Origin of the sequence: Sorangium sp. So ce367, from assembly GCF_051520455.1 — a bacterium.
GTDB lineage: Bacteria > Myxococcota_A > Polyangia > Polyangiales > Polyangiaceae > Sorangium > Sorangium cellulosum_B.
This window is the reverse complement of sequence record NZ_CP150334.1, coordinates 714,801-728,463: the sequence shown is the minus strand read 5'-3', so window position 1 is coordinate 728,463 and position 13,663 is coordinate 714,801. Positions and strand designations below refer to the sequence as shown.

Annotated in this window: 10 protein-coding genes; all 10 read right to left on the bottom strand. The window is 71.1% G+C overall.

The annotated features are described in order from the left end of the window. Positions 1 to 553: 553 nt before the first annotated feature. Entirely contained in the window at positions 554 to 3,958 is a 3,405-nt protein-coding gene (locus WME97_RS02740; RefSeq protein ID WP_437549285.1) for a GAF domain-containing protein, read from the bottom strand. A 105-nt stretch (positions 3,959 to 4,063) separates the two neighbouring features. Next, a complete protein-coding gene (locus WME97_RS02735; RefSeq protein WP_437549283.1) occupies positions 4,064 to 4,909 on the bottom strand; it encodes a lysophospholipid acyltransferase family protein in 846 nt (281 codons plus the stop codon). A 141-nt stretch (positions 4,910 to 5,050) separates the two neighbouring features. After that, positions 5,051 to 6,508, bottom strand: a complete 1,458-nt coding sequence (gene gatB, locus WME97_RS02730) for an Asp-tRNA(Asn)/Glu-tRNA(Gln) amidotransferase subunit GatB (protein WP_437549281.1) — start codon at positions 6,506 to 6,508, stop codon at positions 5,051 to 5,053. Between the two features lie 109 nt (positions 6,509 to 6,617). Then, a complete protein-coding gene (locus WME97_RS02725) occupies positions 6,618 to 7,292 on the bottom strand; it encodes a NuoI/complex I 23 kDa subunit family protein (RefSeq protein WP_437549280.1) in 675 nt (224 codons plus the stop codon). A gap of 11 nt (positions 7,293 to 7,303) precedes the next feature. Next, entirely contained in the window at positions 7,304 to 9,070 is a 1,767-nt protein-coding gene (locus WME97_RS02720; protein WP_437549278.1) for a complex I subunit 1/NuoH family protein, read from the bottom strand. Further along, positions 9,067 to 10,740 (bottom strand): 2Fe-2S iron-sulfur cluster-binding protein, encoded by a 1,674-nt coding sequence (locus WME97_RS02715; protein WP_437549276.1) that lies wholly within the window; start codon positions 10,738 to 10,740, stop codon positions 9,067 to 9,069. Before WME97_RS02715 ends, WME97_RS02720 begins: the two co-directional genes overlap by 4 nt. Before the next feature lie 79 nt (positions 10,741 to 10,819). Continuing rightward, the gene (locus WME97_RS02710) at positions 10,820 to 12,034 is read right to left on the bottom strand and encodes an NADH-quinone oxidoreductase subunit D (RefSeq protein ID WP_437549275.1); all 1,215 of its coding nucleotides are present in this window, start codon (positions 12,032 to 12,034) and stop codon (positions 10,820 to 10,822) included. Positions 12,035 to 12,037: 3 nt separating this feature from the next. Next, positions 12,038 to 12,691 (bottom strand): NADH-quinone oxidoreductase subunit C, encoded by a 654-nt coding sequence (locus tag WME97_RS02705; RefSeq protein WP_437549273.1) that lies wholly within the window; start codon positions 12,689 to 12,691, stop codon positions 12,038 to 12,040. Beyond that, the gene (locus tag WME97_RS02700) at positions 12,688 to 13,233 is read right to left on the bottom strand and encodes an NADH-quinone oxidoreductase subunit B (protein ID WP_437301525.1); all 546 of its coding nucleotides are present in this window, start codon (positions 13,231 to 13,233) and stop codon (positions 12,688 to 12,690) included. The genes WME97_RS02705 and WME97_RS02700 overlap by 4 nt, the downstream gene beginning before the upstream one ends. Positions 13,234 to 13,259: 26 nt before the next feature. Next, positions 13,260 to 13,616 carry an NADH-quinone oxidoreductase subunit A gene (locus WME97_RS02695; RefSeq protein ID WP_437297602.1) on the bottom strand — a complete coding sequence of 119 codons (357 nt, stop codon included), beginning with the start codon at positions 13,614 to 13,616 and terminating at the stop codon, positions 13,260 to 13,262. Between the last annotated feature and the right edge of the window lie 47 nt (positions 13,617 to 13,663).

The following is a 13,663-nucleotide window of genomic DNA, read 5'->3' as shown; positions in this document are numbered from 1 at the left end:
CCGGCGTTCGATCGTCGTCAGCGCTTTGGACCGTCTCACGCGCCCCCGATGTAGGCCACCCCATCTCCCCGCCCCTACACGTCCCGGCGCTCTCTGCGATGATTCTATCAAATCCGCTGCGGTGTCTCTTCAAAACCCAGATAGGAGCTCCGACGCCGTCGCCCCACCTCTGCAGTGATCCCCCACGCACCCCTGCTCCTCAAGGCAAGCGCGCCTCCCTTGCCCCGGCCACCTGCACCGCTGCTGCCGAATCCCCCTTCTCCTCTCCAGCGGGCGCCAAGGCGGTGAGCGCCGGGGTGGGGGTGTGCGCGGCAGCGCGCGGGGGGCGCGCTGGAGCACCGAACGAGGTGCCATAAGGTCCCAGCAGGCTCCACGTCCCAGGCGCGCCTTGTGTGGCGCGCGACGAAACGTCTCAGAGGGCAAGGCCCGAAGTGAGACATGCCGGGCGGTGTTTCATGCGCAAGCTCCCCCGCCCCCGTCTTGGCGGATGGCCAGCGCCCCCCGCGCGCTGCCGCGCACACCCCCACCCCGGCGCGTGCCCCCGGATCCCCCGTCAGTCCTCCCGGGACCAGGGCATCAACCCGGTCGCCAGGCACTTCACCGCCGCCGCCAGCTCGATCGGCTCGATCGGCTTGGGCACGTGCATCTGGTACCCGGCCGCGAGCGCCCGCACCCTGTCCTCGGTCCGCGCGTACGGCGTCAGCGCCAGCGCCGGCGTGCGCCCCACCTTGCGCGGCAGCAGATCCCGCACCCGCCGGATCAGCGAGTACCCGTCCTCCCCCGGCATCCCGATGTCGACCACGAGCAGCGCCGGCTCTGACGTCTCCAGCAGCTTGAGCGCCTCGTTGCTCGACGTCGCCGTGCTGACCTCGGCCCCGCAGCGCCGCAGCACCGCCGAGAGCATCGCCAGCGTATCGGGATCGTCGTCCGCGATGAGCACCCGCACCCCGGTGAGCCGCGGGAACGGGTTGCGCGGGTCCGGCGCGATGCCCGCGTTCGTGAGCGCCGTCGCGGTCGCGCCCGTCGAGAGCGGCAGCTGCACCGTGCACGTCGTCCCGCGCCCCGGGCCGGCGCTCGTCACGCGCACCATGCCGCCGTGCAGCCCGACGATGTGCCGCACGATCGACAGCCCCAGCCCGAGCCCCCCGTGCCGGCGCGCGCCGCTGTTGTCCTCCTGCCGGAAGCGCTCGAAGACGTGCGGGAGCGAGTCCGCCGAGATGCCCTCGCCGTCGTCGATCACCTTGACCTCGGCGAAGCGCTCGTCCTGCGAGAGCTGCACCTGCACGAGCCCCCCGGGGCGCGCGAACTTCACCGCGTTCGAGAGCAGGTGCCACACGACCTGCTGGAGCCGCGCAGGGTCGCCCTCGACGAACACCCCCTCCGGATCGAGCCTCGTCTCGATCGCCACGCCCTTGCCCGCGGCCGACGGGAGGATCGACTCGACCGCCGTCTGCACCGGCAGCGTCAGCTCCACCGCGAGCCGCTCGATCTTCAGCGTGCCCGTCACGACCTGCGACGCGTCGAGCAGCTCGTCGATCAGCGTCACCTGGTGCTCGGCGTTGCGCTCGACCGCCGACAGCGCCCGCGTCTCCGCGACCCGATCGAGCGAGCCCGCCTGCATCATCCTCGCCCAGCCGAGGATCGCGTTGAGCGGCGTCCGCAGCTCGTGCGACACCGTCCCGAGGAACTCGTCCTTCAGCCGGTTCGCGTCCTGCACCTCGCGGTACAGGCGCGCGTTGTCGAGCGCGAGCGCGGCCCGGTGCGCCACCTCCTCCGCGAAGGCGACGTCGGACCGCTCGAAGAACCGGCCCGACTCCGACGACACGAGCGAGATCGCGCCGAGGATGCGCCCGCGCGCCCGGAGCGCCACAACGAGGTACGAGAGCGGCGCGAGCGTCCGGTTGGCCGTCGCCTCCTCGCTCGTCATCGCCTCGTGCAGCAGCACGTCGCCGCGGACGTCCGCGTAGAGCTCCGACCGGCCCGTGCGCAGCACGCGCGCCACCGGGCCCGGCTCGCCGTCGACCCGGCTCGGGTGGAAGTAACGGAGCAGCGGCTCCTTCAGCGGGCTCACGTGCGCGGCCGCGACGTGGCGCAGGCCAAGGCCGTCGTCGATGTCGACGAGGCAGAAATCGGCGAGCACCGGCAGCACGAGCCGCGCGAGCGACTGGAGCGTGGCCGTGAAGTCCAGCGACGCGGCCAGCGCCGTGCTGAGCTCGGCCAGGAACGCGAACCGCCGCGCCGCCTCCTCGGCCTCGGCCCGCGCCGCCTGCACCCGGATCAGCCGGGCGCGCTCCTCCTCGGCCCGCTTGCGATCGGTGATGTCGCGGTGGATGCCGACGAGGAACAGCGGGCGGCCCTCCTGGTCGTGGACCGCGTACGCCGTGATCTCGATCGGCACCTCGGAGCCGTCGCGCCGCACGCACGGGACCTCGCCGACGAAGGTGCGCGCGTCCTCGATCTGCTGGAGGATCCGGGCCGTGCTCTCCTCGCGGACGTCCTCGCGGTGGAGGAGCGCCATGCTCTTGCCGACGATCTCCTCGGACAGGTAGCCGAAGATCGACTCGGCCTCGCCCATCCAGTACCGGATGTTGCCCTCGACGTCCGTGACGAGGATGGCCTCGGGCATCTGCTTCAGCACCTCGTGCGAGAGGTGCATGGCCTCCTCCGTCTGCAGCGCGGAGAGGCGCGCCCGCTCGAGCGCCTGCGCGCTCTGCTGGACCAGCGCGAGCATGAACGCCCGGTCGTCCTCGGTGAACGACTGCGGCGCCGAGAAGCCGAACCCCACGGCGCCGAGCACGCGCCCCTCGAGGAAGAGCGGGATCGCGGCGTACGCGCGCTCGCCCGTCGCCACGCAGCACGACGCGAAGCCCGGCTCGAACTCGCCGAAGCGCCCCTCCGACTCGAGGAAGATCGGCTGCCGCTCGCGGACCGCGCGCGCGAGCGGCAGCTCCGCGCCCAGGTCGAAGCTCTTGAAGCGCGCGATCTGCGCCTCGAGGTAGCCCGTCGAGCGCACCGTCTCGAGCTCGCCGCCGAGCCCAGCGCGCAGCGCCACCACGCCGGTCATCGCCCCGGCGGCCGCGACGACGTCGCTCGCGAGCACGCGGAGCACCGCGGGCGGCGTGATCGCGTCGGACAGCGCGGCCGTCACCGCGAAGAGCCACGCGGCCCGGTCCGCGCTCCGCTCCGCGGCGTGGCGCGCCTCCTCCGCCTTCCGGTAGAGGTAGGCGTTGTCGAGCGCCAGCGCCACGCGGTGCGCGAGCTCGGCCGCGAGCACGAGATCGTCCGCGGAGTAGATGCGGTTCGACTCCGAGACGCCGAACGACAGCACGCCGAGCTTGCGGCCGCGCGCGATGAGCGGCACCGCCATCGCCGACCGCGTGCCGAGCTGCTCCAGCGCGGCGGCGCGCTCGGCGGCCTCGTCGCTCTTGTCGCGATCGAGCTCGTGCAAGAGCTCGGACTCGCCGCTGTGCAGCACCTTGGCGATGCCGAGGCGCTCCTCGGCGTCGGGCGAGATCGCGCGCAGGAGCCCCTCGCGCTCGGGGTTCACGTGCTTCGCGGCGACGCGGCAGAACCGCCGCCGCGTCGCGCCCGCCTGGCCCGCGCGATCGGAGCCCGCCGGGTCCGAGTCCGCGGCGGCGCGATGGCGCCGGGCCGCGTAGATGCCCGCCACGGGCGCCGGGTCGATCCCCTCCGGCCCGGCCACGAACGCGGGACCGCCGTCCGACGACGGCGGCGGCGGCGGCACGGAGCCGACCAGGCCCATGGCGTCCGCGGCGCCACGCTCGATGAGATCGACCGTGCACCAGTCCGCCAGGTAGGGCACCGACAGACGCGCGAGCCGCTCGAGGATCGTATGAGGGTCAAGCGATCCGGTGAGCTGCTCGCTCGCGTCCGCCAGGAACATCAGCTCATTATGGATCGCCCCTCCGCGGGGCGGCTTCAGGACCTGCCACATCATGGCGGTCTCGCTAGGGTGGCCTTCACGCTCCATGGGGTCGCCGGCGGCCCGCATCGTAGCGAGGGCCGATCGCAGAAGCCAGCGGCGCAGGAGAGAGCGCGGCGCCTAACCGTCTGCGGCGAGCCGCGCGCGGGCGCGGCGGACGAGCGCCTGGACGGCGCGGTGCGATTCGTCGCGCACCTCGCCGACGTCCTGGCCTACCGTGGCGATGGGCGCGCCGACCTCGAGCGCCACCGGGATACGTCGCGCACGGCTCACCCGGGCCATGTGCGCCGTGAACGACTCGTCGACGTAGGAGGACTCGGCGCCGCCGTACACGAGCCCCACAGGGACGATCTCCGCGCCAACGCGGCACGCCGCGGTGAAGCCGCCCGCGCGGAACGGCCGCACCTCATCTCCGGAGAACGTGGTCCCTTCGGGGTAGACCATCACACCACGGCCGCCCTTGAGCGCGGAGGACATCGCCTGGACGACTGCAGAGCCGCTGCGCTTGCTGGAACGGTCCACGAAGAGCGTTCCGACGCGGCGCGCCGCCATGCCGATGACCGGCCATCCAGCGAGGTCGGCCCGGCTCACGACCGTGGCCTCGAAGAAGGCGAGCGTGATCATGATGTCGAGCGCGGAGCGGTGGTTCATCACGAACAGCCGGCCGAGCCCGGCGGCGTCGCGCCCAGGGCAGTACCCGGCGCCCTCCGGATCGGCCGCGCCGGCAGCGCGCCCCGCCGCGAGCTCCCCCTGGAAGAGGCCGCCCGCGCGCACGTCGAGCCCGTAGAGCTTCAGGAGCGCGCGCCCATACCGGCGCATCCATGTGTGGAGGACCACTTCACGGTCGGCCGCGGGCGAGATCGCGGTGTCGACCTCGAGCAGGCCGTACATGCCGAAGGTGAGGCCGACGAAGCCGGCCGTGCGGAGAGGGAAGCGGAGGGCGTCGAGGGGACGAGCGCTGACCATGCGTCGGATGTCCTGCCCGCTCGGGGCGATCGTGGAACCAGGGCTTCAGCGAGGCGGAGGCGCCGGGCGCGCCCCGGCTCGCGCGGCGAGAGCGCCTGCCGGCGGCACCCTATTTCACGCTTGCGCTCGGAGAAAGCCCCGTCACCCGCCCGTGGCGGGAGCTCCGTCGAGCAGCCGCTTCAGCACGTCGTTCACGACGGCCGGGTTCGCGCTGCCCCCCGTCTTCTTCATGATCTGGCCCACGAAGAAGCCGAACAGCGCGGTCTTGCCGGCGCGGTACGCCGCCGCCTGCTTCTCGTTCGCGGCGATGACCGACGCGGCGACCGCCTCGATCGCGGCCGCGTCGCTCATCACGGCCATGCCCTTGTCGCGGACGATGTCGCCGGGCGCCCGGTCCGTGCCGGCCATCTCCGTGTACACCTCCTTGGCCTGCTTGCCGCTGATCGCGCCCTCGTCCACGAGGCGGAGCAGCGCGGCCACCTGGCCGGGGGCGACAGGGAACGCCGCGGAGAGCCCCGTCGTCCGGGTGTCGCGCAGCACCTCGCCCTGGACGAAGTTCGCGACCTTCACGGCGTCGCCGTGGAGGCGCGCGGCCTCCTCGAAGAACGCCGCGATCTGCGGGTGGCCGGTCAGGACCGACGCCGCGTACGGGGTGAGCCCGAGCGACTCGGTGAAGCGGCGCCGCTTCTCGACCGGCGGCTCCGGGAGCGCGCCGCGCACGTCGGCGAGGAACGCCTCGTCCACGACGAGCGGCGGCAGATCCGGCTCGGGGAAGTAGCGGTAGCCGGACTCGTTCTCCTTGTCGCGGAGGAGGTACGTCTCCTTCTTCTCGGCGTTGTACCCGCGGGTCTGCTGCCGGACGCGGCCGCCCTGCTCGATGAGCGCGATCTGCCGCCGGATCTCGAGATCGATCGCCTCGGCGACGAAGCGGAACGAGTTGATGTTCTTGAGCTCCGTCCGCGTGCCGAGCTTCGTCTCCCCCACCTTGCGGACCGAGACGTTGGCGTCGCAGCGGAAGCTGCCCTGCTCGAGGTTGCCGTCGTTCACGCCGATGAACATCAGGATCTCGCGCAGCCGCTTCAGGTACTCGGCAGCCTCCGCGCCCGAGCGGAGGTCGGGCTCACCGACGATCTCGATGAGCGGCGTGCCGGCGCGGTTGAGATCGACGACCGACAGGCCGCCGATGCCGTGGACGTTCTTGCCGGCGTCCTCCTCCATGTGGACGCGCGTGATCCCCGCGCGCGTCTTGCCCGCCTCGGTCTCGATCTCGAGCTGGCCGCGCAGCGCGAGCGGCCGATCGAACTGGCTGATCTGGAAGCCCTTCGGCAGGTCGGGGTAGAAGTAGTTCTTCCTCGCGAAGACGCTGCTCTCCTGCACGGCGCAGCCGAGCGCGAGCGCCGCGCTCACCGCCATCCGGACCGCCTCGCGGTTCAGGACCGGGAGCGCCCCCGGGAGACCGAGGCAGACCGGGCACGTGTGCGTGTTCGGCGGATCGCCGAAGCTGGTCGCGCAGCCACAGAACGCCTTGGTCCGGGTGAGGAGCTGCGCGTGGACCTCGAGCCCGATGACCGCCTCGAAGGAGCCGTACGTCGTCGCCATGACCCGCCCTTCTAGCAGAACCTCGGCCGGACGAGAGGCGAGATGCCCGGGCTCCACCGCGCGCGCCAGGCGGCGCAACGACACGGCCTACCGGGGGAGGAAGACCAGCTCAGTGATCCGCGTGGTCGCGCGAGAGGCCGGGGTGCGTCGGGTCGCCCGGCTCGTGGCGCGTGTTCGCCGTCAGCCGCGAGCCCGAGCGATCGGAGAGGCTCATGAGGAGATCGCGCCGGTAGATGAACTGCTCGCGCGAATCGTAGGGCACCGCGTGGAGGCCGGTGTCCATCCGGATGGCGTCGACGGGGCACGCCTCGACGCAGAAGCCGCAGAAGACGCAGCGGAGCTCGTCGATGACGAAGCTGCTCGGGTACCGCTCGTAGCCCTTCCGCCGATCGCCGTCGGGGTACTCGGCCGGCTCGATCGCGATGCACTGCGCCGGGCACGCCGTCGAGCAGCAGAGGCACGCGACGCAGCGGGGCGAGTTGTCCTCGCGCAGCGTGAGCCGGTGGATCCCCCGGAAGCGCTCCGGGTAGGGGCGCTTCTCCTCGGGGTAGCTGATCGTCGTGACGCCCGGCTCCAGCGCGTGCAGCACCGGGTCGGGCTTCTGGCCGAGCACCATCTCCTTCGTGTTCTTGAAGAAGTGCTTCATCGTGATCCCGAGGCCCTTGACCATCTCGGGGATGTAGGCCTGGACGTCGGCGCTCCGGGTCGGGCGCGGGATCGGCTTGCCGGCGACCGGCCTTCCGGCCGGCTTCGTCCACGTGGTGCTGGGGGTAGCTCTCGCCATGAGATCCTCCTCTACGCCTGCTGCGGCGACGCCTTGGTGCCCCCCGCCGCGGCAGCGAACCGGGACGAGGTGGAGTTGACGGTGCGCTGGCGCTCGACCGGCTCGAGCAGGCCGGCGATCAGCGCCACGACCGCCGCGAACCCGCCCAGGGCGACGATCGCGTGGGTGACGTCCGCCGCGACCTGGAGACCGCCGACGAGCCCCGCGGGCGCCGAGTCGACGGCCAGCACGACGATGCCCGTGACCATCATGTTGACGATCGTGAGCGGCAGGAGCTTCGTCCACCCGAGCCGCATCACCTGGTCATAACGGAAGCGCGGCAGCGTCCAGCGGAAGAAGACCTGCACCCACGCCATGAGGATCGTCTTGCCGAAGAACGCCAGCACGTAGGTCAGGCTCACGGCGAAGTGGGTCATCTTGTACTGGAAGAGCGTCGCGTCGCCGAAGGCGATGTTGATGCCGTCGCGGTCCAGGAACGGCAGGTGGTAGCCGCCGAAGAAGAGCGTGACGAGGAGCGCGCTCGACGTGATGAGCTCGACGTACTCGCCCGTCATGAACATGCCGAACTTCATCCCGGAGTACTCGACGAAGTAGCCGGCGACGATCTCGCTCTCGCCCTCGGGCTGATCGAACGGGATGCGCTTCGTCTCGGCCGCGAGGGCCGCGAGGAACAGGATGAACGCGAGCGGCTGGACGAAGATCCCCCACGTGTGCTCGGCCTGCCACTGCACCATGTCGCCGAGCCGGACGCTGCCGTAGATGATGAAGAGGCCGACGACGCTGAGGCCCATCGCGACCTCGTAGCTGACCATCTGGCTCGCGGCGCGCAGGCCGCCGAGCAGCGAGAACTTGTTGTCGCTCGCCCAGCCGGCGAGCGCGGCGCCGATGATGCCGGTGCCCGCCATCGCGAAGATGTAGAGGATGCCGACGTTGAGGTCCGCGACCTGGAGGTTCACGACGTGGCCGCCGCACGTGAGCGCCTGGTCGACCGTCCGCTTGAGCAGCGGGAGGTCCCCGAAGCCGAAGACCCCGTCGCCGTTGTCCTCGAAGCAGAGCTTGTCGCCGAACGGGATGACCGCGAACGTCACGAGCGCCGGGAACATCGCGAGCAGCGGCGCGAGCGAGTGGAGGAGCCGGTCGGCGTTCTTCGGGATGAAGTCCTCCTTCCAGATCATCTTGATCGCGTCGGCCGCGGCGTGGAGCGTGCCGAGGAGCCGCAGCGGGATCTTGCCCTCGGGCACGCGCAGCGCGGCGTACGCGCCCGTGACGAGCAGCAGCGCGCCGAGCAGCACGCACGCGATCCGCGCGACGACGGGCGCCGCCGAGAGCGGGACCGCCTGCGTCAGGAAGAAGACCGCGACGTGGGCCATGACGCCCCCGTAGAAGATGTTGCGGGGCTCGACGCGGGCGAGCGCCTCTTCCGCCGGGTTGATCGGGCCGCCGCTGCGGGCCGACGCGCAGAACACGATCAGCCCGAGCCAGGCCACGGCCACCGCGAACTGCGCGGCGGCCACCATCGTCTCGGCCGCGGCCGGCGCGGACGCCGCGCGCGTCGCCGTGAACACGGACAGCGCCGCGAGCAGCGCCGGGGGGAAGAACACGATGCCCCGCACGACCAGGGACGGCAGGTAGACGACCGCCCGGTTCGGGCCGACGCGGTCCTGCACCATCGCGCCCTGGCGCCGGTCGGCCCAGGTGGCGATCGCCGCCATGTTCAGCAGGAACAGGACGACGATGAGGATCTTGACGATCGCGAGAACGAGCTCGACGCTGGTCATGCCGTGGCCTCCGTCTTCTTCGGCTCGACCCGCGCGCCGTCGGCGATGGCGGGCGCAGCGCCGAGCGCCGCGGTGGGAGCGGCTGCCCCACCAAGCGCCGCGCCGGGCGGCATCGCGCGGCGGAGCTCGGCCAGGGTCTTCCACCCGGTCTCGTACCCGAGCGCGCGCCCGAGCCGGCCGATGAGCTCCCAGGCCGGGCGCGCGTCGCCGTGCGGGAGCAGCGCCCGCTCGCTCCGCTGCGCCAGGCCCTTGCCGTTCACGTACGTCCCCTCGGCCTCGGCCCAGGAGCACGCCGGCAGCGCGACGCGCGCGGCCTTCGCGAGCGGCCCCTCGTGGGCGGCGATCGTCACCACCCCCTTCAGCCGCGAGAACGCCCGCTGCGCCTCGCCCGCGTCGACCTCGAGGTCCGACCCGAGGGCGACAACGTACGCGTACTGCCCGGACGCGATCCCCTGGATCAGCTCCGCGACCGGGCGCGGCGGGGTCGCCGCCGCGATCTGCACGGCGCCGCGGGTGTTCGGGTTCTTGTCCTCGCTGATGAGGATGTCGTCGCCCTGGCCGAGCGGCTTGCCCGACACGAAGAAGTCGGTCGCGCCGAGGTACGTCGTGGCGAGGTGGTAGAGCGCGAAGTTGTCCTCGTTCGAGTGCTGCGCCGACAGGACGATCGCGACCTTCGCCGGGTCGTCGCCGTGGCCGGCGAGCTGCTCCTTGGCCGCGGCGAGCGCGTCGTCGACGCTCGCGTCGTCGTTGCCGACGAGCGCCGTGAGCAGCCGTCCATCGACCGCGTGCCGGTACGAGAGCATGCCCTCGTCGCACATCCAGTACGTGTTGACCGCCATGTTCTCGCGGGGGCGGTGCCGGTACGGCGTGTTGTTGCGCGGATCGTAGTCGAGGTAGGCGTTGCAGCCCGTCGCGCAGCCCTGGCAGACGGTCCGGGCGCTGCGGAGGAACCAGACGCGCGCCTTGAACCGGAAGTCGCGCGACGTGAGCGCGCCGACCGGGCAGACGTGCTCGGTCATGAGCGTGTAGTTGTGGTCGAGCTCGCGCCCCGGCGAGACCGTGATCTCCCCGAGGTTGCCGCGCTCGCGGACGGAGAGCACCGGATCCCGGGCGAGCTCGTTGCAGACGCGGATGCACCGCGTGCAGACGATGCAGCGCTCGGCGTCGTACACGATGGTCGGGCCGAAGGTGACCGCCTTCGGCTTGTGCACCGGCTCCTGCCGCATCCGCTTGCCCTTGCGCTGGTGCTCCAGCCAGTAGTCCTGGAGGCGGCACTCGCCGGCCTGGTCGCAGATCGGGCAGTCGACCGGGTGGTTCAGCAGCAAAAGCTCCTGCACCGCCGAGCGCGCCTCGGCCACGTGGTCGCTGTTGTCGGACAGGACCTCCATGCCGTTCGCGCAGGCCATCTGGCAGGACGGCTGGAGCTTCGGCTTCGCCGCCGGCACGTAGTCCTGCTTCGCCGCGTCCCAGCGGAGGATGTCGAGGCTCATCGCCGGCCGCCCCGGCGGCGGCAGCACCTCGACCAGGCACATCCGGCAGTTGGCGGCGACGCTGAGGCCCGGGTGCCAGCAGTAATGGGGGATGTCGATCCCGGCGCGGTGCGCCGCGCGGATGATCGTGTCACCGCTCTCGAAGGGGATCTCCCTTCCGTCGATCTTGATCGTAGGCATCGTGCTCTCGATTCCCGGCGGGGCCGCGGAGGGCCCTTGCTTTCCTAAGTCGATGACGGGAGCGCTCCTCGCGCCGTCGCTAGTGGTCGCACTCCCCGCCGATCATGTTGAGGGAGCCGAAGGTCGGCACGACGTCGGGGATCATCAGCCCGGTGATGAGCTGGGAGAGCCCCTGCGTCGTGGCGAAGCACGGCGGGCGGATGCGCACGCGGTACGGCGTGCCGCTGCCGTCGGACACGAGGTAGAAGCCGAGCTCGCCGTTGCCAGCCTCGGTGTACGAGTAACACTCGCCCGCGGGCACCTTGATGCCCTCCATGACGATCTTGAAGTGCTGGATGGTCGCCTCGATGGTCGTGTAGACCTCCTCCTTCGGCGGCAGCACGATGCGCGGATCGTCGATGTTGATGGGCCCCTCGTCGGGCATCTGCTCGAGCGCCTGCTCGATGATCCTCCCCGCCTGGCGGATCTCCTCCTGGCGGCACATGAACCGGTCGTAGTTGTCGCCCCGCGTGCCGACCGGCACGTCGAAGTCGAAGCGGTCGTAGACCATGTACGGGTTCGCCCGGCGCACGTCGTAGGGCACGCCGGTCGCCCGGAGCACGACGCCCGTCCAGCCGAGCGCGAGCGCGTCCTCCTGCGAGATCTGCCCGACGCCGTCGAGGCGATCGAGGAAGATGCGGTTCTTGAGGATGAGCTTCTCGGCGTCGTTGATGAGCGCGAGCACGCGCTCGAGGCCCACGCGGACCATCGCCTTGAAGTCGGCCGTGGGCGGCCGCGCCATGCCGCCGACGCGGCCGAAGCTGTGCGTCAGGCGGGCCCCCGTCTCCTCCTCGAAGATCTCCCAGAAGATCTCGCGCGCGCGGCACAGGTAGAGGAACGGCGTGAAGGCGCCGAGCTCCATGGCCATGGCGCCGCTGCAGATCATGTGATCGCAGATGCGCGCCATCTCGCCGAGGATCACGCGGTAGTACTGGCAGCGCTCGGGGACGGTGACGCCGAGCATCTTCTCGACCGCCAGCGCGAAGCCGACGTTGTTGAGCATCGGCGAGACGTAGTTGAGCCGGTCGACGTACGGGAAGACCTGCGACCACGTGCCGCGCTCGCACATCTTCTCGAAGCCGCGGTGCAGGTAGCCGATCTGCACGTCGGCCTTGTTGATCGTCTCACCGGACAGCTCGAGCACGATGCGCACCGTGCCGTGCATCGCCGGGTGGGACGGCCCCATGTTGAGGAGCATCGGCTCGCTCGGTAGGTCGAGCTCCGCCTCGTCCAGCTCGCGATCCAGGGGTTCCATGGGTCAGCTCCGCTCCTCCAGCGCGCCCGCGCGCCTGCCGTTGCTCACGGCCTCGTCTCCGTCGATCGACGCCCCGGGGCCACTCCGCGCGAAGTCGTGCGACTGGCGGCCGAAGCTCATGCCCTCGTCGGGGCCGAACGGCGGCAGCTTGCCGGTGTTCGGCACGTCCCGGAACGGGATGAGCGGCTGGATGCGGTTGGCCGGGTAGTCCTTGCGCAGGGGGTGCCCCTCGAACTCCGGGTACATCAGGAGGCGCCGGAGATCCGGGTGCCCCTTGAAGACGATGCCGAGCAGGTCGTAGCACTCGCGCTCGAACCAGTTCGCGCCCTTCCACACCGGGACGATCGAGTCGATCTCGGCGCCGTTGCCCTCCTCGTCGCCGACGCGCGCCTTGATCCGGATGCGGTGGTTGCGCTCGAGCGACCGCAGGTGGCAGACCACCTCGAAGCGGGGCACGTCGCCGCGCCAGAGGTAGTCGACCGCGGTCAGGTCGACGAACATGTTCATCAGGGTCCGCGGGTCGTTGCGGAGGAACAGGGCGGCGTCGCGCCACACGGCGGGGTCGAGCACCGCCGTGTCGTCGCCGAACTGCGAGTGCGTCTCCAGGACGGCGCCCGGGAACTGCGCCGTGAGGAGCTCTAGGACCTTCTTGCTCATGGCAGGCTCCGCTCCTTGCGCTGGAGGGTGACCAGGTGCTCCGTCGTCTGCGCCGGGTCCTCGCGCGGCTTGACGATCGCCGGCGTGCGATCGCCGCGCGCGATCTTGTCCTGGAGCAGCATGAGGCCGTCGAGCACCGCCTCGGGGCGCGGCGGACAGCCGGGCACGTAGACGTCGCAGGGGATGACCTTGTCGATGCCGGCGACGGTCGTGTAGTTGTCGTAGAAGCCGCCGCACGAGGCGCACGTGCCGAAGGCCAGCACCCACTTCGGGTCCGCCATCTGCTCGTAGATGCGGCGGAGCGCCGGCGCCTGGCGCTGGCTGATGGTCCCCACCACCCAGAGCAGGTCGGCCTGGCGCGGCGAGAAGCGCGGCACCTCGGCGCCGAACCGCGCCATGTCGAAGCGCGGGCTCGCCATCGCCATGTACTCCATGCCGCAGCAGGCCGTCACGAACGGGTACTGGAACAGCGAGTACTTCTTCGCCCAGTTCAGCAGCGCGTCCACGCGCGTGGTCGCGAAGCCGTGCTCGGAGCCCTCCATCACCCGCGTCGAGGGCCCACCGGCCTTCACTTCTCCCATTCCAGAGCTCCCTTCTTCCACACGTACACGAGCGCCACGACGAGCAGCGCGACGAACGAGCTCATCGTCGCGAGGCCCGTCCACCCGAGGGTGCGGAACTGGACCGACCACGGGTAGATGAGCACCGCCTCGATGTCGAACACGACAAAGAGGATCGCCGTCAGGTAGAACTTCACGCTCGGCTTGACGAACCGCCCGCCCGTCGAGTCGCTGCCGCACTCGTACGGGATCATCTTCTCGGGCGTCGGGTTCCTCGGGCCGAGCAGCGACGTCAGCGTGAACATCGCGAGCGCGATGATCGCGGCGACGAGAAACAGCAGGAACAGGGGGATGTAGGTGGCCATCGAGAGAGCACTCCTACGCGTCGACCCTGGAGGGGTCGACCATCTCG

Coding starts and splice junctions, on each gene's coding strand:
- WME97_RS02740 (WP_437549285.1), bottom strand. CDS start 3,958: ATGATGTGGCAGGTCCTGAAGCCGCCCCGCGGAGGGGCGATCCATAAT.
- WME97_RS02735 (WP_437549283.1), bottom strand. CDS start 4,909: ATGGTCAGCGCTCGTCCCCTCGACGCCCTCCGCTTCCCTCTCCGCACG.
- gatB (WP_437549281.1), bottom strand. CDS start 6,508: ATGGCGACGACGTACGGCTCCTTCGAGGCGGTCATCGGGCTCGAGGTC.
- WME97_RS02725 (WP_437549280.1), bottom strand. CDS start 7,292: ATGGCGAGAGCTACCCCCAGCACCACGTGGACGAAGCCGGCCGGAAGG.
- WME97_RS02720 (WP_437549278.1), bottom strand. CDS start 9,070: ATGACCAGCGTCGAGCTCGTTCTCGCGATCGTCAAGATCCTCATCGTC.
- WME97_RS02715 (WP_437549276.1), bottom strand. CDS start 10,740: ATGCCTACGATCAAGATCGACGGAAGGGAGATCCCCTTCGAGAGCGGT.
- WME97_RS02710 (WP_437549275.1), bottom strand. CDS start 12,034: ATGGAACCCCTGGATCGCGAGCTGGACGAGGCGGAGCTCGACCTACCG.
- WME97_RS02705 (WP_437549273.1), bottom strand. CDS start 12,691: ATGAGCAAGAAGGTCCTAGAGCTCCTCACGGCGCAGTTCCCGGGCGCC.
- WME97_RS02700 (WP_437301525.1), bottom strand. CDS start 13,233: ATGGAGGGCTCCGAGCACGGCTTCGCGACCACGCGCGTGGACGCGCTG.
- WME97_RS02695 (WP_437297602.1), bottom strand. CDS start 13,616: ATGGCCACCTACATCCCCCTGTTCCTGCTGTTTCTCGTCGCCGCGATC.